A 22,417-nucleotide genomic window follows, 5' to 3' on the forward strand; every position below is an offset into this window, starting at 1 on the left:
TGTCGGCGAACGACTGATACGCCGTGTCGTCGGCTCGACGCCATATGACGACGGCCGATAGTTATTCGCCGACATGCAGCATGGCCTCGGCCAACGAAATGTCCGACTTGATCTCCCGCGTCGACATCGACGTCACGGTATGCCGGACGCCCGGCAGCCGGTTGAGCTCCTGCCGAAGCAGCCGGTCGAGCGCCGCCATATCGGTCGCCAGAATATGCAGGAGATAATCCGCCTCGCCCGTTGTCGCATGACAGCGCCAAATCAGAGGATGGCGGCGTACGGCGGCTTCGAAGGCATCGAAGCGCTCGACATCGATCGACACCTGCACGAAAGCCTCCAGCCCGAAGCCGAGCTTGGCCGGGTCGAGAAGCGTCCTGTATCCCCGGATCACACCCGCTTCCTCCAGCGCTTTTACCCGCTTCCAGCATGGCGTCTTGCTGAGACCGGCCAGATCGGCAAGCGCAGCAAAGGAGAGGCGGGCATCAGCCTCCAGCGCGGTAATGATCTTACGATCTAAGGCATCTAACTCCATCGTTCTCTCCATAGCCAAATAGATGATCGATCGTACTCTATTTCTTCCGAAATGGATGACAAATAGGAACAATGTTCAAGCTGAATTTCGTATCCTTGAAAGCGAGCAAATATGCTGGAGGGCCGAAGGCCGGAACAAAGGGGACGAAGATGCAGAAGAAAGACTATTACGCGCGCATCGAGGCGCCCGAAATGCGCGACTATGGCGTCTACCTACAGTGCGACAAGCTACTCGCCTGTCAAAAGCCGTTGAACGGCATGGTCAACGGCGACGAACTGCAGTTCCAGATCGTCCATCAGGTCGAAGAACTCTGGATGAAGCTGATGGCCTATACGCTGGTCGATGTCATCGGCTTCATGGAGGAGCGCAACACGCATCGCGTCGTGACCCTTATGGGACGCGTGCACCGGATCATGCGCATGATGACGACCCAGCTCGATCTTCTGGAAACCATGTCCCCGAAGGAATATCAGCAGATTCGTCTGCAACTCGGCAATGGCAGCGGCCAGGAATCGCCCGGCTTCGGGTTTCTGCTGCGCATGCCGCCGGATCTCTGGCACGCCTTCAAGGCGAACTATCTCGATGCCGCCGGCCTGACGGTCGCGGATATCTATGACGGCAAATACGATCACGGCGACAGCTACGTGGTCGCCGAAGCACTGGTCGAGTATGACGAACTGTTCCAGAAATTCCGCGCCAATCACATCTATCTGATCCAGCGTTCCATCGGCCTCGGCTCGAAATCGCTGAAAGGCCGTCCCGTCGAGCTGCTGCAGGCCGGCACGCGCCATCGCTTCTTCCCCGATCTATGGGATATCCGCCACGAAATGACCGATCGCTGGGGCGGCCAATATGGCGTCGTCCGCGATTCCATTTCCAAGCACGACGCCGCCGAATAGGTTCTGACCGGCGACCGCCTTCCGCCGCTTCGGTGGCGGAGGACCTCCTTGCACAGACGAGACTCCGGACGAGATTGAGCGAGCTGCGCCAAGCCTCGGCTCTCTCGCTCCAAGACGCATCGGCCCGCCATGTAAATCCGTCATTGCAAAACGACACCGTCTCGCCGCTCGCATCCCCCTGGTTGATCCAACTTTCCCTTCACCAACGCAGGCATTACCAGCGCCGCCCATCTCGACACCTGTCTCCCAGGCAAACGACCGGCAGGCCAAGGCCCCGGCCGGAGACGATGCAATGACCATTGAAATATAGCCTATTGCATAATTCTGATATCGGTCATATTTATTTAGTAGTCTCATAGCATGACCCTCCCGGAGCCCCGCATGACGCAAGTTCAGGAAGCTGCAGTAGAGCGGCGCGCATGGCAGTTTGCCAGCCGCGACGAGGACGATCGTCCGAGCCTTCCTGAAGTCAACGCCACGGTCAAGGTTCCTCATGGCGGCAGCTGGATTCGACGCCTGATGGCTTTCGTCGGCCCCGGTTACATGATCTCCGTCGGCTATATGGACCCCGGCAACTGGGCGACCGATCTCGCCGGCGGCGCGCAGTTCGGCTACACGCTTCTCACCGTCATCATGCTGTCGAACCTGATGGCGATCCTGCTGCAGGCGCTTTCCGCAAGGCTCGGCATCGCCACCGGCCGTGATCTCGCCCAAGCCTGTCGCGATCACTATCCACGGCCGGTCAATCTGGCACTGTGGTTCGCCTGTGAGCTCGCCATCATTGCCTGCGATCTTGCCGAAGTCATCGGTACGGCGATCGCATTGCAGCTGCTCTTCGGAATTCCGCTGATCGGCGGCGCGCTGATCACCGCGCTCGACGCATTTTTGTTACTGCTGCTGATGAGCAAGGGCTTCCGCTACCTCGAAGCTTTCGTCATTGCGCTGCTGACCGTCATCGCCATCTGTTTTGCCATCCAGATCGCCGCGGCCGCACCGCCTGTAGCGGCGATCCTCCAAGGCTTCATCCCCTCGCCCGAAATCGTCACCAATCACGAGATGCTCTATATCGCCATGGGCATCATCGGCGCGACGGTCATGCCGCACAATCTCTATCTGCATTCCTCCATCGTCCAGACCCGCGCCTACAAGCGTACTGAAGAGGGCCGTCGCGATGCGATCAAATGGGCAACCATCGACAGCACCGTCGCGCTGATGCTGGCGCTCTTCGTCAATGCTGCAATCCTGATCGTCGCAGCTGCCGCCTTCCACACCAGCGGCCATTCCGACGTCGCCGAGATCGGTCAGGCCTACGAGCTGTTGTCGCCGCTGCTCGGCCTCGGTATCGCCTCCACCCTTTTTGCGATCGCGTTGCTCGCATCCGGTCTCAACTCGACCGTAACGGCGACGCTTGCCGGCCAGATCGTGATGGAAGGCTTTCTCCGGCTCAGGATTCCGCACTGGGCAAGGCGACTTTTGACCCGCGGCCTCGCAATTATTCCGGTTGTGTGCGTGACCGCCATTTATGGTGAAAAGGGCACTGCAAACCTGCTCGTGCTGAGCCAGGTCGTGCTATCAATGCAATTGCCTTTTGCCGTCATTCCACTGGTCCAATTTGTCACGAATCGCGAGAAAATGGGCAGTTTCGTCATCCCCAGAAGCGTCGCGGTTCTCTCGTGGATAGTTGCGGCGATCATCCTGGCGCTGAACTTCAAACTGCTCTACGACACCATCTTCGGTTGACGAATCATCTTGAACGCGCAAATCTCGCCCTGTGGATGATCACGGCAGTTAACCGACTCGTAATATTTGCCTAGATTTTGCCATGATTTGCCCTAGTTTGGGCCCACCGCAATCTGCAGGGTTCCTCACTTCATGGCCGAAAGTCCATTGCGCGTTCAATTTCCTGCAGAGGCTGCGATCCAGGCGCGGCCGCATCACGATTTTCATATTCCCTTTCTGCCGCGCTCTGCCCATCTTCGCCACCTGATCGTCATCGGTCTCGCAGGCACTGCCTCCTTCGGCCTGCTCGCCACCGTGCTCTATCCCTTGCTGGCGCGTCACACGATCGAACGGGCGACGCCGGTGCGCACGGCCCAGCTCGCGCGCTCTCAGCCAGCCATGCGCAAAGCCAGCCGGCTGGCTGCAAAACAGCGCTTCGACGGCGCCCGCTTTGCGCAGGTGGCCGAAAAATTATCCAGCGGCGAAACCCGCATTTTCACCTATCATCGCACGACGCTGGTCTTCAAATCCGACGAAACCGCCCTGGCGCGTGACGGCGGGGGCGCCATGAGTGCCTCCTATGGCGACGAACGCGCCGACAATGTGGCATTTTCGCCGCCTTCGCTTTCCGATATCCGCCACGGCATCTATCCGCAGACCACGCATTACGATGCCGTGCGCCGCTCTCGCTTTCCGGTTCGCGGCGTGCCGCTGAACGTCAGCGTAGCGCGCGCGACGACCGGCGAAGCCGGGCGCGAGTTCCACAGGCTCGTATCCATGCCGAAGGACAAGCAGGATCTTCAGGATATCCTGGCGTCTGCCGGCCTCGGCAGCGACGCCGGCGACGAGCTGCAGCGCGCCCTGGAGACCGATACCGTTTCCCCCGGCGACAGCCTGGAACTGCTGCTTGAGAAAAAAGGCCCCAATGCCCGCCCGAAGCTGATCATGGCGCGCCTCAGCGGCGACAAGACGCCGGAGCGCGTCGTTGCCCGCGATGATGCCAATGGCTTTGTTCCGATGGCCAATGACAGGCTGTTTTCTACGCTCTACAGCGAAAGCCAGGCCGACGCTCCATCCTCGACGGAGGTCGCCGCGGTCGATTTGAAGGGTGTCGACGAGAGCGACGAGCGGGCAGTCAGCGACAAGCTCGAAAGAGCCGGCCTCACCAAGGAATATGCCTCGCAGCTCATCAAGCTCGCCAAGGCCAAGGGCATTTCGCTCACCAGCATCGACGATGCTCCCGACAGCGTCGACCTGCTCTTCCGCAAGGCGGAAGATGGCCGCACCGAACTGATGTTCATCGAATTCCATGCCGACGGCGACACGCATCGTTTCTATCTGCATAAGAATGAAGGCGAAGGCCCCTCGGAATTCTACGACGAGAGCGGCCACTCGATCGCGAAGTCGCTTGTGCACCGGCCCGTGCCGAATGGCACGCTTGGTGACGGCTTTGCCTGGCGCATCCATCCCATTCTCGGCGTGAAGAAATTCCACAACGGCGTCGATTTCCGTGCGCCGATGGGAAGCCCTATCCAAGCCGCCGGCGACGGCGTCGTCGAAAAGATCTCCTGGGAAACCGGCTACGGCAAATATGTCCGCATCCGCCACGACGGCGGCTACGAGACCACCTATGCCCATATTTCGGCAACGCCGTCGGATCTTCGCGTCGGCCAGCGCGTCACCCAGGGCCAGGTCATCGCCTATGTCGGCTCGACGGGCTACTCCACCGGCCCGCATCTCTATTACGAACTGCGCGTCAACGGCCGTTACGAAAATCCGCTGACAGCGCAATTGCCCGCCGGCACCAATCTGACCGGCAAGTCGCTCGACAGCCTGCGCTCACAGGTCAACCACGTCGAGAACATCATGAGCTACCTCGACGTTCCGCCGGCTCGCAGCAATCCCTCCGCCCCCTTCGCCAACTTCGAGCAGGGGCCGAGCTTCGGGCCGAATTCAGGATCGGACTTCGGACCGAATTTGGGACCGGGCTTTGGGCCGAGCCATTTCGGCGCGCCGTCTCCATAAGCCAGCCAGAAATCCGCACGAATGTCCTTCCCGATCCTTGCAAACCCGATTCCCGCGGGCGGCAATGGCGCCTCGATGCCGAATGCGATAACAATCCTTCTGTATTTCGCCATGGAGAAGATATCGCCGCGCGCCATCTGACGCGATGCCGGATATCCTCACATGGTAACCTGCAAGGAGCAGAAATTGGCGCGCAAGCCGTTGCCGGAACCAAAACCCATGCTGCCGAATGAAAGCAGGCGTCTGCGCGCAGATGCGCGACGCAACTATGGCAAGTTGATCGAAGTTGCAGCACAAGCTTTTGCCAGCCACGGCACCGCCGCCTCCCTGGAAGACATAGCTCGCCGCGCGGATGTCGGCATTGGCACGCTCTATCGCCATTTTCCGAGCCGGGAACACCTGGTGGAAGCGGTTTATCATCACGAAGTCGAAGCACTATGCGATGCCGCCGAAGAACTTTCACGCGAGCGCCCACCGGATGAAGCTCTGGAGGAATGGATGCATCGCTTCGTCGGTTACATCGCGACGAAGCGGGGCATGGCCGACAGTCTGCGCATCCTTTTCAACAGCAATTCCAAGCTCTTCGCCGACAGTTACGGCAAGGTGCCGGTCGCGCTCGCAAGTCTCATCGACCGCGCAGTCGCCGCCGGCGCGATCCGCACCGACGTCGACAGTACCGACGTGCTGCAGGCACTTTCCGGCACCTACTCCATGCCCGATTCACCGGAATGGTATGACCGATCCCGCCGCCTCGTACGCCTCCTGATGGATGGCCTACGCTGGGGGGCCTTGAAAACGCCGGGGTCGCAAGGGACCTGATAATCGGCAGGATGCTTCCTATATCCCTTTGAACTGAGATCGTCAGGCGAGTTTGGTTCTGCTGCAGTTTCGTGCATGGCCCCGCATCGCGGGGAGAGGGCTAGGGTGAGGGGCAGACCACATAAGCGACAGCAGAACCAAACTCATCTGACATTCACCAAAGTTGAGGAGAGCCAGAATGTCCGAAAGAGCAGTCAAGATCCCCGGTCCCGATCATCCAATCACGATCGAGGAAAAGCAGGCCCATGTCATTATCTCCGTCGCCGGCAAGGTGATCGCCGATACGCATGAGGCCCTTTCGCTCAAGGAAGCATCCTATCCGGCCGTCATCTATATCCCGCGCAGGGATGTCGACATGTCCTCGCTGGAAAAGACCAGCCACGAAACCTACTGCCCCTACAAGGGCGAATGCTCCTATTACAGCATTCCGGCCGGCGGCGAGCGCTCGGTTAATGCCATATGGAGCTATGAAAACCCCTATCCATCCGTCAGCCGGATCAAGGATTACATGGCCTTCTATGCCGATCGCGTCGATTCCATCGATGTGAGAACCTAAAGAGCCAGGCCGCTCGCGGCGTCGAAGACATAGACCTGCTCCGGGCTCACCGAGACATTCAGCGGCTGCCCATAGCGCACCGGCGCCTCGCCATCGACAACAGCCGTCACCTGTTCGCCGGCAAGGTCGAAGAGCACGTGTGTCTGGGCGCCGGTCGGTTCGACCAGCAGCGTCTGACCGGTAAGGGGCGAACCGGCACTTGCAAGGCTCAGATGCTCGGGCCTCAAACCAACCTTCACGCTCTGACCCGCCTTCACCTTGCGTTCCCCAGCGATGCGGATCGGCGTGCTGTCCTTCAGCCGCACGGCAGGAACGCCCTCGACGCCTTCGACCACGCCATCGAGAAAATTCATGGCCGGCGAGCCGATGAAGCCCGCGACGAAGAGATTGGCCGGCTTGCGGTAAAGCTCGATCGGCGTGCCTTGCTGCTCGATGCGGCCCTGGTTCAACACCACGATCCGGTCGGCCAGCGTCATCGCCTCGATTTGGTCATGGGTGACGTAGATCGAGGTCGTCTGCACCTTCTGATGCAGTGCCTTGATCTCGGATCGCATCTGCACGCGCAGCTTCGCATCGAGGTTGGAAAGCGGCTCGTCGAACAGGAAGACGGCGGGATTGCGCACGATGGCGCGGCCCATGGCGACGCGCTGGCGCTGGCCGCCGGAAAGCTGCGCCGGCTTGCGGTCGAGCAGCTTGGTGAGATCGAGCATGCGTGCGGCTTCATTGACCCGCTGCTCGATCACCTGCTTGGTCTCGCCCGAGAGTTTCAGGTTGAAGCCCATATTCTCGGCGACCGTCATATGCGGATAGAGCGCATAGGACTGAAAGACCATGGCGATATTGCGCTCGCGCGGCGTCATCGAGTTGACCACCTGCCCGCCGATCGACACGTCGCCATCGGTGATTTCCTCCAATCCGGCGATCATCCGCAGAAGCGTGGATTTGCCGCAGCCGGAGGGGCCCACGAGCGCGATGAACTCTCCGTCCTCGATCGAAAGCGAGATATCGTGGATGACGGTCAGCGCCCCATAGGCCTTGTGGATGTTGTGCAGTTCGACGGATGCCATGTTGTTTGCGCTCCAGTAAGGCTCAGGATTTCACGGCGCCGGCAGTCAGACCGGCAATGATGTGCTTCTGCGCCAGGAAGAAGACGATGACCGTGGGCAGGATGGTCAGCGTGATGAAGGCGAGCACCAGCTCCCATTCCGTGCCGAATTCGCCGCTATAGACCATCATGCCGAGCGGCCAGGGATAGATTGAATCCGAGTTCAGCATGATCAGCGGCAGGATGTAGCTGTTCCAGCTGCCGACGAAGGAGATGATGCTGACGGTCGCGATGATCGGCCGCGAAAGCGGCAGCGAGATATGCCAGAAGAAACGGATATAGCCGCAACCATCGACAAAGGCCGCCTGGAACAATTCTTCCGGAAGGTTTCGAAAATAATTCCGGAAGAGCAGAATGCTCATACCGAGGCCGAACGCCACCTGCGGCAGCACGACGCCCCAATAGGTGTTGAGGAGGCCGAGATCGCGGATGCGGATGAAGAGCGGCAGGATGGCGGTGGCGGCCGGAAACATCAGGCCGATGAGGAAATAGTTCAGCAGGAAGTTCGAGCCGAAGAATTTCACATGCGCGAAAGCGAAGGCGGCCATGGCCGAGACCGACAGCGTCAGGAACACTGTCAGCACGGCGATGATGAGGGAATTCATCATCTGCCGCCAGTAGCGGTCGCCGAACAGAATGCCGGTATAATTCTCGAAATGCCATTCGGCCGGCAGGCCGAACGGGTTGGTGCGGAGATCACCGAGCGTCTTGAAGCCGCCGAGCGCCGTCGTCAGAAGCGGGATCAGCACGATCGCGGCAATGATGGTCAGCGACACATAGAGATAGATCTTGGTGCCGGTGGTCAGTCGAACGGATGAGGCCAGATCAGTCATTGCGCATAAATATCCGTTTGTAGCCGAAGGCGAGGGTGACGCAGATCACGAACAGAACGACGCCGACGGCGCTGCCAAGGCCGACCTGCATGCGGGTGACGCCGAAATTGTAGAGGAAGGTCACCATCGTCTGGGTCGAGTTGAACGGGCCGCCGCCGGTGAGCGGCATGATCATGTCGAAGAGCTGCAGCGATCCGACAACGGCGAAGAAGACGGAAAGACGCAGCGTCGAGCCGAGCAGCGGCAGCGTCACATAGCGGAACTTCTGCCAGCCGGTGGCGCCGTCGATCTCGGCCGCCTCGAGCACGCTCTTGTCCAGCGACTGCATACCGGCGATGAAGAGCATCATGTGAAAACCGAAATATTTCCACACGATCACGCCGAGCACGGCATACATCGCGAGATCCTTATCGGCGAGCACGTAGGGCGTCGGCGTGCCGAGGAAATGCGCGATCGCGGCAAACAGGCCGTAGTCGCCGTCATAGACGAAGCGCCAGATCAGACCGGCGGCCACTTCGGCTAGCACGTAAGGCAGAAAGAAGATCAGCCGGAAGAGCACGACGCCGCGAATGCGGTGCGCCAGCATCGTCGCCAGCCAAATGGCAAGCGGCACCTGGATGGCGATCGACACGACGATGATCAGCGCATTGTTCTTGAGCGACGTCAGGAAGGCGCCGTTCTTGAAAAGAACCTGGAAATTGCGCAGCCCGACGAACTCGGTCGGCGGGCCGTAGCCGTTCCAGCGATAGAGGCTGTACCAGGCAGCTTCACCCATCGGCAGGATGACGAAAATGGTGAAGAGCAGCAGCGCCGGTGGCAGGAACAGCAGAATGACGGGCAGGCGGCCACGCGCCGCTGGCGACTTTCGTTTCGCTGCGGGTCTTACTCTTGCGACGGAAGGCATGGCGGTCGTGGCGCTGACATCGGTCATGGGCAGTCTCGACAGTTGCAATTCAAAGAAGAACCGGCGCCGGCACAAGGGAGAGGCCGGCGCCGGAGGGCGCTAGAGCTGGTCCTGCTCGAAGGCATCCTGGACCTGCTGCGCGCCATCCTTCGGCGAAATCTGGCCGGAGACGATGCCGACAGCCACATCATTGACGACGCGGCCGACCGAGGGGCCGAGATCCTGGTCGAAGAAGTTCTGGTGCCAGGTCGAATGCGCCAGCTGGTCGGCAGCCTCGTGCATCAGCGGACCCTTGACGCCATCTTCGGCACCGACGGCAACCGGGATGATCATGCCGGCTTGCGCCATGGTGCGCTCGTTTTCAGCATTGGTGAGATAAGCGAGGAAATCGAGCGCCTCGGGCGGGGCTTTCTTAGTGACGGCCCAGCCGTTCAGCCCGCCGAGCGTATCAGTCGGAAGGCCGGCACCGCCGGTCACGGCCGGGAAGGCGAAGCGGCCGATATTGTCATCCGCCAGACCCTTACCGTCACCGGAATTGGTGCGCTGGTTGGCAACGGTATTTTCGAAGCCGAGGATCATTGCAGCCTTGCCGTCGCCGAAGACGCCGAGCGCCTGCGGCCAGGTGGTGCCGAGATAGCCGGGCTGGAAAGGCTCGAGCTTGCCGAGTTCGGCAAGCTGTTCGCCGGCCTTGATGATTGCCGGATCGTTGAAACCGTTACCCTTGCCGTTCTTGGCGTCGTTGAAGACCTGCTGACCGCCGTCGCGCATCACCAGATAGCTCCAGTAGAAATGGATCGGCCACTTCTCGCCGCCGCCACCGGCGATCGGCGCAATACCGGCAGCCTTGATCTTCTTGACTGCGGCCAGATAATCGTCCCAGGTCTTGATAGAGCTCGCATCGACGCCAGCCTTGGCGAACAGCGCCTTATTGTAGAAGAAGGAAACCGTGCCGAGCTTATACGGAACGGCGCTGATTTTGCCGTCGAAGGTCAGGCCCTTGATGGCCGCCTGATTGTAGCTCTTGAGCCAAGCGCCATCCTTGGCGTTCATTGCCGAAGTCAGATCCAGCAGCGCGCCGGTCTGCTGCTGCTGCTTCAAGACACCACCGCCCCAGCTGAAGAAGAAATCGGGCGCGTCCTTCGATTGCAGCAATGTCGGCAGCTTCGCCTTGAACGCCTCATTGGCCAGGAACTGCATCTCTATCTTTGTGCCGGGATGCTTGGCCTCATACTGATCCGCGATCTTGCGCCAGACGGCGACATAATTCGGATCGGTTTCCAGATGCAGCCATTTGACGACGGTGTCGGCAGCAGCGCCCGTCGCGCCGGCGAGAATCGCCAGTCCGGTCGTGGCGGCGACAGCCGCGATGCGAAGGGCTTTGGCCCCACGTAGATGGATCATGATTTTCTCCTCCCAAGGGAACCAAGAGCCTCAAATATTTTTTCCCTTATGCGGAATAATTCAACGGAGCTTTGCTGAAATGTCAACCGCCAACGCTAAATTTTCGGCAGGCGGCCTGCAAAATGGCTTGACATTGGGCAATGCCCATAGGCTATTTAATTCGCACTCCGTTAAAAATATCAGGCCGCAGCCGAGCGGGTCCGTCATTCGGCGCCATTCTCATGAAAACAGCAGATCCCGAGCTTATGCGGGCGATAAACCGCTTCAATGTGCTGGATACGATCCGGCGAGCGGGCTCCATCGCACGTATCGAAATCAGCGACCGCACCCAGCTTTCGACCACCACCGTGTCGGCGATCACCGCGTCGCTGCTGGATGACGGGCTGATCCTGGCTCGCACCGAAGGCGACCTGCGCGAGGCGGCCAGCCGCGGCCGGCCCCGCGTCATGCTGGAGCTCAACCCGGATGCCGCGCGCGTCGTCGGTGCGAAAATCGCCGCCAATCGCATGGTCTTCGTCGTGACGGACTTTTGCGGCGAGGTTCTCTCGACGCTGACACTGGCGCTGCGTGTCGACCGGCAGCCGATCGGCGTCATCGCCGATCTCCTGGAGGATGGCGTGCGCCGCTGCGTCGTCGACGCCAATCTGGCCTTGGACGAAATCGATTCCGTCTGCCTCGGCCTGCCTGGTGTCGTCGAGCACCGCACCGGCCATGTCCGCACCAGCCCGATCTTCCGAGAAGCCGGCGTCGATTTCGCCAAGGAAATGTCGGAGCGGCTGGGCGTGACCACCATCGTCGAAAGCGATGCACATGCCATCACGCTCGCGCACCACTGGTTCGGCAAGGCCAGGGACCTGGACGACATGGTGCTGGTATCGCTAGAGCAGACGCTGGGCCTGGGTGTTCTGCATGGCGGCCAGCTCTTTCGCGGCGCCGGCGGCCTCAGCCACAATCTCGGCGATCTCGTTCTCGGCATGGGTCCGCAGGGTATCATTCGTCTGGCAAGCCTCGCCGGCGAGAGCGCCATTCTCGGCGACCAGCCGAGCGGACGCTTCGCCGAAGCCATCCGCCTTGGCCGCGGAATGGCGCATGCCAAGACACTGATCGATGCCGAGGATGTCCCGCTGATCAATGCTGCCATTCGTGCCGGCGAGGCCTGCGGCATGGCGCTCGCCAACATCGTCACGCTGTTTGCCCCGCCGCGCGTCATTCTCGTGGGTTCGAGCCTGGCGCTCGGCCAGCCCTTCCTCGACAGCCTGCGGGAGGCCTATTCATTGGCTATTCCGCCATCGATCAGGGGCGTGACCGAACTGGTTTTCGACCAGTCGACCGACGAGACCTGGGCGCAGGGCGCCGCCGTCGTGGCACTGCGCGAACTCTACGAATCGCCCTGGGGAACGACGGGACCGGCACCGGCCCTGTGATTTCGCAAGACAGCAAAGACAATTCATCTGGAGGAATCTTATGAACAAGGTCGGCATCGGCATCATCGGCTGCGGGAACATTTCCGGCGCCTATCTCACCGCCATGAAATCCTTTCCCATTCTCGACATCAAAGGTGTCGCCGACCTCAATCGCGAGCTCGCCGAGGCAAAGGCCGCTGAATTCGGCCTGAAAGCGGTCGACATCGCCACGCTGCTTGCCGATCCCTCGATCGAGATCATCGTCAACCTGACCATTCCGAAGGCGCATGTCGCCGTCGGTCTGCAGGCGCTCGATGCCGGCAAGCACACCTATTCGGAAAAGCCGCTCGGCATCAATTTCGCCGAAGGCAAGAAGCTGGCGGATGCCGCTGCCGCCAAGGGGCTGCGCATCGGCGCTGCCCCCGATACCTTCCTCGGCGGCGGTCACCAGACGGCGCGCGCCATCATCGACGAGGGCGCGATCGGCATCCCGGTCGGTGGCACCGCTACCTTCATGTGCCCCGGCCATGAGCGCTGGCATCCGAATCCGGCTTTCTATTATGAAGTCGGCGGCGGCCCGATGCTCGATATGGGTCCCTATTACATTACCGATCTGGTCAATCTGCTCGGCCCCGTTTCCCAAGTCGCCGGTTTTGCCGTCACGCCGCGCAAGGAGCGCATCATCACCAGCGAACCCCGTAATGGCGAGCGCATCCCCGTGCATGTGCCGACACACGTCGCCGGTGTCATGGCCTTTGCCAATGGCGCGGTCGTCCAGATCGGCATGAGCTTCGATGTCGCCGGCCACAAGCATGTGCCGCTCGAAGTCTACGGCACCGAAGGCACGCTGATCGTGCCCGATCCCAACCGCTTCGGCGGCCCGGTGGAGTTTTTGAAGAAGGGCGGCGAATTTGCCGAGCGCGAGATCACCGCGCCCTATGCCGACGGCAATTACCGTTCGCTCGGCGTCGCCGATCTGGCGCACGCCATCCGCTCGAACCGTCTGCACCGCGCCAATGGCAGCCTCGCGCTGCATGTGCTCGAGGTCATGGAAGCCTTCCAGACGGCTTCCGATACGGGTCGCACAGTCGCCATAACGACGCAAACGGAGCGTCCCGCCCCTCTGTCCGAATCCCTGGTGGATCGGCAGATCGGCCGCTAACCAAGTAATTTCAGGAGGATTATCATGCGTGAAGCACTTATCGTCTGGGGCGGCTGGAGCGGTCACGAACCGCAAGAATGCGCTCACATCATCCGCGACATGCTGGAAGAGGACGGTTTCAAGGTCTATCTCGAAAACAGCACCGAGGCCTTTGCCGACCCTTCGATCCATGATCTTAGCCTGATCGTGCCGATCGTCACCATGTCGAAGATCGAGAAGGAGGAGGTGAAGAACCTCGCCGCTGCGATCGAAAGCGGCGTTGGCATCGCCGGCTATCATGGCGGTGCTGGCGATAGTTTCCGCGAAAGCGTCGAATACCAGTTTATCATCGGCGGCCAATGGGTCGCCCATCCCGGCAACATCATCGACTACACGGTCAATATCACCCGCCCGGACGATCCGATCATGGAGGGGATTACCGATTTTCCCTACACGTCGGAGCAATATTACATGCATGTCGACCCGTCGAACGAGGTGCTGGCGACCACCACCTTCACCGGCGATCATGCCTACTGGATCGACGGCGTCGTCATGCCGGTCGCATGGAAGCGCAAATACGGCCAGGGCCGCGTTTTCTATTCCTCGCTCGGCCATCAGGCCAAGGAATTCGACGTCCCGCAGATGAAGACCATCTTCCGCCGCGGCGCCAACTGGGCGGCCCGCTAAGTCCTGTCCATTTCGAAAACTGCCGCTCCTCATAATGCTTGAGGGGCGGTTCTGCGTCGGTAAACGATGACGGCGCGAGCGCGCACATGGCAGATTTCATCGTTTCGAGCAAATGATAAGGAGGCAGGGCAGACGCCCGTGAATGGAGCTTGGGCATGAGCTTCATCCCGCATCCTGCCATCGATCACCTTCCCTATTCACCACTGGATATTGCAGATCCTGCCTCGCACTCGGTGCCAGGCTCCGAAACGCACGACTGCTCGGACGGGCGATCAGGCTCCGTCCGGCCATGATGCGAGTGGACGCATCGAAAGGGGCACCGGCCTCCATTTGCAATTCCGATCAATTGCTTACCGGATTGATAATAAATCGCTAAAGCACGCCAGAGATGAGATTCATGAAGCGAAACTGAAACGCGGTCAGTTTTCGTTTGACATTCCTTTATCTTCATTTATCGTCATTCTTGTTTCGGTTTTCGCGTGAGGGATGCAAATCGAAACAAGGGGAGGAATAATTGTCCGAAAATCAGATCAATACGGAAAACGGCATGGTTAGCGGCATCTGCCGCACCACCATTGACCTCGCGCGGCACCATTCAGGCCGATGCGATGTTTCCGCAGGCAGATCGGCACAATCCACCTCCCGACAACCATAATCTCAGCAATAGACACCGCCCGGCGACGGTATTTCCGGACGGATCAGTCTCTTCGCGATCCTCGCGGCAGCATCGATATGCGGCGCATGGAAGGAATCTATCGTGCTTGAACTCAGGGGCGTATCGAAGTCTGTCGGCGGCGAAACGCATATTGCGGAAACAAATCTGACGCTGCAGCGCGGCACGCTGAACGTGCTTTTGGGACCGACGCTGTCTGGCAAGACGTCGCTGATGCGGCTGATGGCCGGCCTCGATAAGCCGACTACTGGCACGATCCACGTCGACGGCAAGGATGTCACCGGCCAGCCGGTGCAGCGCCGCAACGTTGCCATGGTCTACCAGCAATTCATCAACTATCCCGCCATGACCGTTTATGACAACATCGCCTCGCCGATGCGGTTGAGCGGCAAGAGCGCGGCGTCCATCGACAAGGAAGTAAAAAAGGCAGCCGATCTTTTGCGCCTCGGCCCCTTCCTTGATCGCCTCCCCTTGAGCCTTTCCGGCGGCCAGCAACAGCGTACGGCACTCGCCCGCGCCATCGTCAAGAATGCCGGCCTCGTGCTACTCGACGAGCCGCTTGCCAATCTCGACTACAAGCTGCGCGAGGAACTGCGCGCCGAATTGCCGAAGATCTTCGCCGAATCCGGTGCCATCTTCGTCTACGCCACCACTGAACCGTCCGAAGCCTTGCTCCTTGGTGGCAATACGGCGACCCTGGCGGAAGGCCGCATCACGCAATTCGGGCCGACGATCGATGTCTTCCGCAATCCTCGCGACCTGATTACCGCCACCACCTTTGCTGATCCGCCGCTGAATACGATCGCGCTTGATAAACGCGGCCGGGAATTCCTGCTCGACAGCAATATTCGCCTGCCCGTACCGAGGGGTTTGGAAGACCGGCCGGATGGCCGCTACACGATCGCCTTTCAGCCGCATCATCTCGCGCTGGCGCCGCAGACGCCGGAAGCCGTCGCCGCCCCGGCGCGTGTCATGGTGACCGAAATCACCGGCTCGGAGAGCTTCATCCATCTCGATTTTGCCGGTCAGCGCTGGGTGATGCTGACACAGGGCGTGCAGGATATCGATGTCGACGATGCGATCGATGTCTACATCGATCCGCGCCACATCATGGTCTTCGACACCGATGGCGCCGCCGTCACTCCCGCCCTGCAACAAGCCGCCTGAGGAGAGACAATGGCCCGCATCGATCTTGACCACATCAGGCACGCCTACAACGACCACCCCAAATCCGACGCCGACTATGCGCTGAAGGAAGTGAACCACAGTTGGGAAGACGGCAGTGCCTATGCGCTGCTCGGCCCTTCCGGCTGCGGCAAGACCACGCTTCTCAACATCGTTTCCGGTCTGGTGCAGGCCTCCGAAGGCCGCATCCTCTTCGATGGCAAGGATGTGACGCGGCTGTCGACCCAGGAGCGCAACATTGCGCAGGTCTTCCAGTTCCCGGTCGTCTACGACACGATGACCGTCTACGACAATCTCGCCTTCCCGCTGCGCAATCGGCATGTTCCGGAAGCGGAGGTTAAGCGCAAGGTCGATGAGATCATCGAGATGATCGGCCTTTCCGACAGCGCCCACCGCAAAGCGCGCGGACTGACGGCGGATGCCAAGCAGAAGATCTCGCTCGGCCGCGGCCTCGTGCGCTCGGACGTGAACGCCATCCTGTTCGACGAACCATTGACCGTCATCGACCCGCATATGAAGTGGGTGCTGCGCTCGCAGCTGAAGCAGCTCCACCGCCGCTTTGGCTTCACCATGGTCTATGTCACCCACGACCAGACGGAAGCGCTGACCTTCGCCGACAAAGTGGTGGTCATGTACAATGGCGAAGTGGTGCAGATCGGCACGCCAAACGACCTTTTCGAGCGCCCGCGCCACACCTTCGTCGGCTATTTCATCGGTTCGCCCGGCATGAACGTCATGCCTGTCGAAATCGAAGGCAGCAGTGCGCGCCTCGGCAACCGCACGATCGCGCTGCCCGGCGCGCCGAAAGAAAAGCGGGCCGGCCGTTCCGAACTCGGCATTCGCCCCGAATTCGTCCGCATCGGCCGCGAGGGCATGCCCGCCACAGTTACCAAGGTCGAGGATCTCGGCCGCCGCAAGGTGGTCCGCGCCAAACTCGACGGCCAGGAGATCGTGGCGGTCATCGGCGAGGACCAGACGGTGCCGGCCGAGCCGCATATCGCCTTTGATCCCGCCGGCATCAATATCTACGCCGACTCCTGGCGCATCGAGATGGGAGCCTGACGATGGACAAGACCTGGAACAACAAAGCCTGGTTCATGCTCATTCCGGTTCTGCTGCTCGTCGGCTTTTCCGCCGTCATTCCGCTGATGACCGTCGTGAACTATTCGGTGCAGGACACCTTCGGAAACAATCAATTCTTCTGGGCGGGCACGCAGTGGTTCGAAGAGATCCTCCATTCCGGGCGTTTCTGGGATTCGATGATCCGCAACCTGATCTTCTCTTTCGTCATCCTGGCGATCGAGGTGCCACTCGGCATCTTCATCGCGCTCAACATGCCGAAGAAGGGCATCGGCGTTCCAGTCTGCCTGGTGCTGATGGCCTTGCCACTGCTCATCCCGTGGAACGTCGTCGGCACGATCTGGCAGGTCTTCGGCCGCAGCGACATCGGCTTGATGGGTTATGTCCTCGTCAATCTCGGCATCGACTACAATTACGTCTCCGATCCGGCGGACGCCTGGGCGACGATCATCATCATGGACGTCTGGCACTGGACGAGCCTCGTCGTGCTGCTTTGCTATGCCGGCCTCGCCTCCATTCCGGATGCCTTCTACCAGGCGGCCAAGATCGACGGCGCCTCGCGCTGGTCCGTCTTCCGCTACATTCAGCTGCCGAAGATGAACCGCGTGTTGCTGATCGCCGTGCTGCTGCGCTTCATGGATAGTTTCATGATCTACACCGAACCCTTCGTTGTGACGGGCGGCGGCCCCGGCAATTCCACGACCTTCCTGTCGATCGATCTCGTGAAGATGGCGCTCGGCCAGTTCGACCTCGGCCCGGCCGCGGCCATGTCGCTGATCTACTTCCTGATCGTGCTCCTGCTGTCCTGGGTCTTCTACACCGTCATGACCAATTACGATGCGGGAGAAAGCCGATGAGCGGCAAACCCCTCTCCACCACGGCCGATAACGCCGCGATGCACAAGATGGCCGCTTCCGACGCCGCCGCGAACACGACTGCTGCGACAAGCGCGCGGGTTGCCCGCCGTCACGGCGAAAAAGGGCGATGGGCGTGGCTGGTGCCGACGCTTTATATCGTCTTCCTGCTGCTGCCGATCTATTGGCTCGTCAATATGAGCTTCAAGACCAATGAGGAGATCGTCAGCGGCCTAACGCTCTATCCGCACCAGCCGACGCTGCGCAATTACACGATCATCTTCACCGATCCGTCCTGGTACAAGGGCTATATCAACTCCATCACCTACGTCGTCATGAACATGGTGATCTCGGTTGCCTGCGCCCTTCCCGCAGCCTATGCCTTCTCGCGCTACCGCTTCCTCGGCGACAAGCACGTCTTCTTCTGGCTGCTGACGAACCGCATGGCGCCGCCGGCGGTCTTTGCACTGCCCTTCTTCCAGCTCTATTCGGCCTTCGGATTGATCGATACCCATATCGCCGTCGCGCTGGCGCACTGCCTCTTCAACGTGCCGCTGGCGGTCTGGATCCTCGAAGGCTTCATGTCCGGCGTGCCGAAGGAAATCGACGAGACGGCCTATATCGACGGCTATTCGTTCCCGCGCTTCTTCATCAAGATCTTCATTCCGCTGATCGCAAGCGGCATCGGCGTCGCCGCCTTCTTCTGCTTCATGTTCTCCTGGGTGGAACTGCTGATCGCCCGCACCTTGACCACGACCGACGCCAAGCCGATCGCCGCCATCATGACGCGCACCGTCTCGGCCGCCGGCATGGATTGGGGCCTGCTTGCCGCCGCCGGTGTCCTGACCTTGGTCCCCGGCGCGCTCGTCATCTATTTCGTCCGCAACTACATCGCCAAGGGCTTCGCGCTCGGCCGCGTCTAAAGGAAAACCGCTATGAATACAGACTTCTCCTGGATGGCCTGGACGCTGCCGACGGCGCTGTTTTTCGCGACGATCCTGCTGCTGCTGATCGGCATGGCTGTGTGGGAGTATGTTTCGCCCGGCGGCCATCCGCGCCTCGGCATCCTGCGCTTCGAAACGACGCGTGGCGACCGGCTGTTCATTTCGCTGCTCGGCGCCGCCTTCATCCATCTCGCCTGGCTGGGTCTGGGAGGCCCAAGCCTGTGGTGGGCTCTTGCTCTTTCCGTGATCTACGCCATCGGCGTCTTCCGTCTGGTCTGACGCGGAAATTCAAACCGTTACCGCCCCGTTGCCCATCCGGTCATGCGGAGCAGTAAGGCAAATCGATACAGATGGCCGGAAATCCGGCTGGCTGACAATGCACTCGCAACCTGTAGGGAGGAATATATGCGACGGCATCTCTTGACGACAACGGCAGTTGCCTTGCTGGCGCTCGCCGGCACGGCGCATGCCGGCATGAACGAAGCCAAGGCATTCCTGGACAAGGAGATCGGCGATCTCTCGACGCTCTCGCGCGCCGACCAGGAAAAGGAAATGCAGTGGTTCATCGATGCGGCCAAGCCTTTCCAGGGCATGGAAATCAAGGTCGTGTCGGAAACCCTGACGACACACCAGTATGAATCGCAGGTTCTGGCCCCGGCCTTCACCGCCATAACAGGCATCAAGGTCACCCACGACGTCATCCAGGAAGGCGACGTCGTCGAGAAGATCCAGACGCAGATGCAGACCGGCCAGAACCTCTATGACGGCTGGGTGAACGATTCCGACCTGATCGGCACGCATTGGCGCTACAAGCAGGTTCGCAACCTGACCGACTGGATGGCTGGCGAGGGCAAGGACGTCACCAATCCGGGCATCGATATCGCCGATTTCATCGGCACCAGCTTTACGACAGCTCCCGACAAGAAGCTCTATCAGCTCCCCGACCAGCAGTTCGCCAACCTCTACTGGTTCCGTTACGACTGGTTCAACGACCCGAAGAACAAGGCTGATTTCAAGGCCAAGTATGGCTATGAGCTCGGCGTACCGGTCAACTGGTCGGCCTATGAGGATATCGCCCAGTTCTTCACCGGTCGCGATGTCGACGGCAAGAAGGTCTTCGGCCATATGGACTATGGCAAGAAGGACCCGTCGCTCGGCTGGCGCTTCACCGACGCCTGGCTCTCCATGGCCGGCAACGGCGACAAGGGCCTGCCGAACGGTCTGCCGGTTGACGAATGGGGCATCAAGGTCGATGCCAATTCCCGTCCTGTCGGCTCCTGCGTTGCCCGCGGCGGCGATACCAACGGACCGGCCGCCGTCTACTCGATCCAGAAATATCTCGATTGGCTGAAGGCATACGCTCCGGCGGAAGCCCAAGGCATGACCTTCTCGGAATCCGGCCCGGTTCCGGCACAGGGCAATATCGCCCAGCAGATCTTCTGGTACACGGCCTTCACCGCCGACATGGTCAAGCCCGGCTTGCCGGTCATGAATTCGGATGGCACGCCGAAGTGGCGCATGGCGCCGTCGCCGCATGGCGTCTACTGGAAGGACGGCATGAAGCTCGGCTATCAGGACGTCGGCTCCTGGACGCTGATGAAGTCGACCCCGGTCGATCGCGCCAAGGCCGCATGGCTCTATGCGCAGTTCGTCACCTCGAAGACGGTGGACGTGAAGAAGAGCCATGTCGGCCTCACCTTCATCCGCGAATCCACCATCCGCGATAAGAGCTTCACCAAGCGCGCGCCGGAGCTCGGCGGCCTGATCGAGTTCTACCGCTCGCCGGCCCGCGTGCAATGGTCGCCGACCGGCACGAACGTTCCTGACTATCCGAAGCTCGCACAGCTCTGGTGGCAGGCGATCGGCGATGCCGCTTCCGGCGCCAAGGATGCGCAAGGAGCCATGGATGCACTTTGCGCCGATCAGGAACGTGTCATGCAGCGCCTGGAACGCGCAGGCGTTCAGGGCGACATCGGACCGAAGCTCGCCGAAGAGCACGATCTTGCCTACTGGAACGCCGATGCCGTCAAGAACGGCCATCTCGCTCCGCAGCTGAAGATCGCCAACGAAAAGGAAAAGCCGATCACCGTCAATTATGACGAACTGGTCAAGAGCTGGGCCGACGCGAAGAAATAAGCAACCGCACTTGGAGATGCGGCGGTGCCGGGGTCTGAAAGGATCCCGGCATTTTATCGTTTCAGAGCTCCAGCATGACCTTTGTCAAAAACACCGCCGCATGGAAGCGCCTGGCACAGGGGGACCGCAAATCAAAATCAACTGAACCCGGATCCGCAAGCTGTCATATACTTGACACATTCCGTCTACGCGCGAACTATCCTTATCTGGATCAAGACTTTGACGCCTATTTGAAATCGTTGATGCGATGAGTTGATTTCCAGAATTTCATAAAGGAGAACGGAGTGGAAAATAGATATCTAGGGCGCCTGACATTCGTGATTGGCCTCGCGTCTGCCTTGCCGGCTTTGGCCGCCGATCTGCCGGCCGCCATGCCCGACGACAATCTCAATGCCGTTCTTTGGGATCAGACGTCGGTGGAGGCGCAAGCCAACGCGCTTGGTGCCTATGCGCTCGGCCGTATCAGGCTCGACGAAGCGCTGGCCGACAAGAACTGGACCGCAGCTCCGGTCGAGCAAACAGGTAATTTCCAGGACTTTCCGCCGGCCATCATCCTCGATGTCGACGACACCATCCTTAACACCTCGCCCTACCAGGCGCGTAACATCACGTCGGGTACGAGCTTCAAGCCGGAAACCTGGACACAATATGTGAATGCCCAGCAGGACAAGCCGATTCCCGGCGCGGTGGAATTCACCCAATATGCCGCTTCGAAAGGCGTGAAGGTCTTCTACGTCACCAACCGCACCGCCGATGAGGAAGGTCCGACCGTTGAAGAAATGAAGCGCTTCGGTTTTCCGATGGGCGACAATGTCGACACTTTCCTGAGCGCCAAGGAACAGCCGGACTGGGGTTCTGCCAAGGGCACGCGCCGCGCCTTCATCGCCAAGAACTATCGCATTCTCCTGATGTTCGGCGACAATTTCGGCGACTTCACTGACGACTACAAGGGTACGGTCGAAGAACGCCAGAAAGTCTTCGAAGCCAATGCCGCGCATTTCGGCCACGACTGGATCGCCATCGCCAATCCGACCTATGGCTCGTTCGAAAGCGCACCCTATAAGGGGGATTACAAGCTTGCGCCGGAAGAACAGCGCAGGATGAAGCAGGATGCACTGAAGCCCTGGGACGGGAAGTAACGGCAGACTTTGAGGAGGGTGCGATACCCCCCTCTGTCCCTATCGGGACATCTCCCCCACAAGGGCAGGGCTATCGCATATGAGCGGAGATCGCCGCTGTCCCCCTTCTCCCCGGCGGGGAGAAGGTGCCGCCAGGCGGATGAGGGGGTGCCCGCCAAGACCACCAAAATCCATGAATTCAAATCGATAACCCCCTCATCCGACCCTTCGGGCCACCTTCTCCCCAAGGGGAGAAGGAGCTTATGGTGCTCATCCGCCTCCATATGCGATAGCCCTGCCCACAAGGGGGGAGATCGTTAGGAGTTTGCCGCTCGTCACTCGTAAAACAATAAACAGCAATTTGACCGGATTCGATGTTTCCTTGAGGTACGGCATGCCCGCG

At 60.2% G+C, this 22,417-nt stretch carries 20 protein-coding genes; 15 read left to right on the top strand and 5 right to left on the bottom strand.

Annotation, left to right across the window (positions count from 1 at the left end; all coding sequences use genetic code 11):
* Positions 1-61: 61 nt before the first annotated feature.
* Positions 62-532 carry an Lrp/AsnC family transcriptional regulator gene (locus AC13RC_RS26490; protein ID WP_069611593.1) on the bottom strand — a complete coding sequence of 157 codons (471 nt, stop codon included), beginning with the start codon at positions 530-532 and terminating at the stop codon, positions 62-64.
* A gap of 149 nt (positions 533-681) precedes the next feature.
* On the opposite strand from AC13RC_RS26490, the gene AC13RC_RS26495 reads away from it, so the two are divergent.
* From AC13RC_RS26495 to AC13RC_RS26515, 5 genes are all read left to right on the top strand, one after another.
* The gene (locus tag AC13RC_RS26495) at positions 682-1,431 is read left to right on the top strand and encodes a tryptophan 2,3-dioxygenase family protein (protein ID WP_488559024.1); all 750 of its coding nucleotides are present in this window, start codon (positions 682-684) and stop codon (positions 1,429-1,431) included.
* Between the two features lie 381 nt (positions 1,432-1,812).
* Positions 1,813-3,171, top strand: a complete 1,359-nt coding sequence (locus AC13RC_RS26500; protein ID WP_488559025.1) for an Nramp family divalent metal transporter — start codon at positions 1,813-1,815, stop codon at positions 3,169-3,171.
* 132 nt (positions 3,172-3,303) lie between these two features.
* The gene (locus tag AC13RC_RS26505; RefSeq protein WP_488559026.1) at positions 3,304-5,175 is read left to right on the top strand and encodes a peptidoglycan DD-metalloendopeptidase family protein; all 1,872 of its coding nucleotides are present in this window, start codon (positions 3,304-3,306) and stop codon (positions 5,173-5,175) included.
* Positions 5,176-5,337: 162 nt separating this feature from the next.
* Positions 5,338-5,994: a TetR/AcrR family transcriptional regulator gene (locus AC13RC_RS26510; protein WP_113353759.1), complete on the top strand. Its 657-nt coding sequence runs from the start codon at positions 5,338-5,340 to the stop codon at positions 5,992-5,994.
* A 178-nt stretch (positions 5,995-6,172) separates the two neighbouring features.
* A complete protein-coding gene (locus tag AC13RC_RS26515; RefSeq protein ID WP_488559027.1) occupies positions 6,173-6,550 on the top strand; it encodes a DUF427 domain-containing protein in 378 nt (125 codons plus the stop codon).
* On the opposite strand, the gene AC13RC_RS26520 is transcribed toward AC13RC_RS26515, so the two are convergent.
* The 4 genes from AC13RC_RS26520 to AC13RC_RS26535 all read right to left on the bottom strand — a co-directional run bounded on the left by AC13RC_RS26520 (position 6,547) and on the right by AC13RC_RS26535 (position 10,793).
* The gene (locus AC13RC_RS26520) at positions 6,547-7,617 is read right to left on the bottom strand and encodes an ABC transporter ATP-binding protein (RefSeq protein WP_113331557.1); all 1,071 of its coding nucleotides are present in this window, start codon (positions 7,615-7,617) and stop codon (positions 6,547-6,549) included. The two genes, AC13RC_RS26515 and AC13RC_RS26520, sit on opposite strands and share 4 nt — an antisense overlap.
* 22 nt (positions 7,618-7,639) lie before the next feature.
* A complete protein-coding gene (locus AC13RC_RS26525) occupies positions 7,640-8,488 on the bottom strand; it encodes a carbohydrate ABC transporter permease (protein WP_015341575.1) in 849 nt (282 codons plus the stop codon).
* Positions 8,481-9,419 carry a carbohydrate ABC transporter permease gene (locus AC13RC_RS26530; protein WP_113331556.1) on the bottom strand — a complete coding sequence of 313 codons (939 nt, stop codon included), beginning with the start codon at positions 9,417-9,419 and terminating at the stop codon, positions 8,481-8,483. Before AC13RC_RS26530 ends, AC13RC_RS26525 begins: the two co-directional genes overlap by 8 nt.
* 72 nt (positions 9,420-9,491) lie before the next feature.
* Positions 9,492-10,793, bottom strand: a complete 1,302-nt coding sequence (locus AC13RC_RS26535) for an ABC transporter substrate-binding protein (protein ID WP_145321946.1) — start codon at positions 10,791-10,793, stop codon at positions 9,492-9,494.
* A gap of 221 nt (positions 10,794-11,014) precedes the next feature.
* Between AC13RC_RS26535 and AC13RC_RS26540 the strand changes: the two genes are divergently transcribed.
* The 10 genes from AC13RC_RS26540 to AC13RC_RS26585 all read left to right on the top strand — a co-directional run bounded on the left by AC13RC_RS26540 (position 11,015) and on the right by AC13RC_RS26585 (position 22,035).
* Positions 11,015-12,217 (top strand): ROK family transcriptional regulator, encoded by a 1,203-nt coding sequence (locus tag AC13RC_RS26540; protein ID WP_113421204.1) that lies wholly within the window; start codon positions 11,015-11,017, stop codon positions 12,215-12,217.
* Positions 12,218-12,257: 40 nt separating this feature from the next.
* Positions 12,258-13,358, top strand: a complete 1,101-nt coding sequence (locus AC13RC_RS26545) for a Gfo/Idh/MocA family protein (protein ID WP_488559028.1) — start codon at positions 12,258-12,260, stop codon at positions 13,356-13,358.
* Positions 13,359-13,382: 24 nt separating this feature from the next.
* Positions 13,383-14,024 carry a ThuA domain-containing protein gene (locus AC13RC_RS26550; protein ID WP_113331552.1) on the top strand — a complete coding sequence of 214 codons (642 nt, stop codon included), beginning with the start codon at positions 13,383-13,385 and terminating at the stop codon, positions 14,022-14,024.
* Between the two features lie 757 nt (positions 14,025-14,781).
* Positions 14,782-15,864 carry an ABC transporter ATP-binding protein gene (locus tag AC13RC_RS26555; protein ID WP_113421207.1) on the top strand — a complete coding sequence of 361 codons (1,083 nt, stop codon included), beginning with the start codon at positions 14,782-14,784 and terminating at the stop codon, positions 15,862-15,864.
* A 9-nt stretch (positions 15,865-15,873) separates the two neighbouring features.
* Positions 15,874-16,944 (top strand): ABC transporter ATP-binding protein, encoded by a 1,071-nt coding sequence (locus AC13RC_RS26560; RefSeq protein ID WP_488559029.1) that lies wholly within the window; start codon positions 15,874-15,876, stop codon positions 16,942-16,944.
* Between the two features lie 2 nt (positions 16,945-16,946).
* Positions 16,947-17,819 (top strand): carbohydrate ABC transporter permease, encoded by an 873-nt coding sequence (locus tag AC13RC_RS26565; protein ID WP_113331545.1) that lies wholly within the window; start codon positions 16,947-16,949, stop codon positions 17,817-17,819.
* A 47-nt stretch (positions 17,820-17,866) separates the two neighbouring features.
* The gene (locus tag AC13RC_RS26570; RefSeq protein ID WP_488559062.1) at positions 17,867-18,739 is read left to right on the top strand and encodes a carbohydrate ABC transporter permease; all 873 of its coding nucleotides are present in this window, start codon (positions 17,867-17,869) and stop codon (positions 18,737-18,739) included.
* A gap of 12 nt (positions 18,740-18,751) precedes the next feature.
* Positions 18,752-19,039 carry a DUF2160 domain-containing protein gene (locus AC13RC_RS26575; RefSeq protein ID WP_113331541.1) on the top strand — a complete coding sequence of 96 codons (288 nt, stop codon included), beginning with the start codon at positions 18,752-18,754 and terminating at the stop codon, positions 19,037-19,039.
* 126 nt (positions 19,040-19,165) lie between these two features.
* Complete coding sequence (locus AC13RC_RS26580) at positions 19,166-20,896, top strand: ABC transporter substrate-binding protein (RefSeq protein WP_113331538.1); 1,731 nt, start codon at positions 19,166-19,168, stop codon at positions 20,894-20,896.
* A 284-nt stretch (positions 20,897-21,180) separates the two neighbouring features.
* A complete protein-coding gene (locus AC13RC_RS26585; RefSeq protein WP_488559030.1) occupies positions 21,181-22,035 on the top strand; it encodes a 5'-nucleotidase, lipoprotein e(P4) family in 855 nt (284 codons plus the stop codon).
* Positions 22,036-22,417: the final 382 nt, after the last annotated feature.

This window comes from Martinezella sp. CNPSo 3890, assembly GCF_057784455.1.

Bases quoted from the DNA above. Each gene is read 5' to 3' on its own strand.
- AC13RC_RS26545 (WP_488559028.1), top strand. From the start codon at position 12,258: ATGAACAAGGTCGGCATCGGCATCATCGGCTGCGGGAACATTTCCGGC.
- AC13RC_RS26560 (WP_488559029.1), top strand. From the start codon at position 15,874: ATGGCCCGCATCGATCTTGACCACATCAGGCACGCCTACAACGACCAC.
- AC13RC_RS26570 (WP_488559062.1), top strand. From the start codon at position 17,867: ATGGCCGCTTCCGACGCCGCCGCGAACACGACTGCTGCGACAAGCGCG.
- AC13RC_RS26535 (WP_145321946.1), bottom strand. From the start codon at position 10,793: ATGATCCATCTACGTGGGGCCAAAGCCCTTCGCATCGCGGCTGTCGCC.
- AC13RC_RS26565 (WP_113331545.1), top strand. From the start codon at position 16,947: ATGGACAAGACCTGGAACAACAAAGCCTGGTTCATGCTCATTCCGGTT.
- AC13RC_RS26490 (WP_069611593.1), bottom strand. From the start codon at position 532: ATGGAGTTAGATGCCTTAGATCGTAAGATCATTACCGCGCTGGAGGCT.
- AC13RC_RS26550 (WP_113331552.1), top strand. From the start codon at position 13,383: ATGCGTGAAGCACTTATCGTCTGGGGCGGCTGGAGCGGTCACGAACCG.
- AC13RC_RS26495 (WP_488559024.1), top strand. From the start codon at position 682: ATGCAGAAGAAAGACTATTACGCGCGCATCGAGGCGCCCGAAATGCGC.
- AC13RC_RS26520 (WP_113331557.1), bottom strand. From the start codon at position 7,617: ATGGCATCCGTCGAACTGCACAACATCCACAAGGCCTATGGGGCGCTG.
- AC13RC_RS26505 (WP_488559026.1), top strand. From the start codon at position 3,304: ATGGCCGAAAGTCCATTGCGCGTTCAATTTCCTGCAGAGGCTGCGATC.
- AC13RC_RS26575 (WP_113331541.1), top strand. From the start codon at position 18,752: ATGAATACAGACTTCTCCTGGATGGCCTGGACGCTGCCGACGGCGCTG.
- AC13RC_RS26510 (WP_113353759.1), top strand. From the start codon at position 5,338: ATGGTAACCTGCAAGGAGCAGAAATTGGCGCGCAAGCCGTTGCCGGAA.
- AC13RC_RS26540 (WP_113421204.1), top strand. From the start codon at position 11,015: ATGAAAACAGCAGATCCCGAGCTTATGCGGGCGATAAACCGCTTCAAT.
- AC13RC_RS26500 (WP_488559025.1), top strand. From the start codon at position 1,813: ATGACGCAAGTTCAGGAAGCTGCAGTAGAGCGGCGCGCATGGCAGTTT.
- AC13RC_RS26525 (WP_015341575.1), bottom strand. From the start codon at position 8,488: ATGACTGATCTGGCCTCATCCGTTCGACTGACCACCGGCACCAAGATC.
- AC13RC_RS26530 (WP_113331556.1), bottom strand. From the start codon at position 9,419: ATGACCGATGTCAGCGCCACGACCGCCATGCCTTCCGTCGCAAGAGTA.
- AC13RC_RS26580 (WP_113331538.1), top strand. From the start codon at position 19,166: ATGCGACGGCATCTCTTGACGACAACGGCAGTTGCCTTGCTGGCGCTC.
- AC13RC_RS26515 (WP_488559027.1), top strand. From the start codon at position 6,173: ATGTCCGAAAGAGCAGTCAAGATCCCCGGTCCCGATCATCCAATCACG.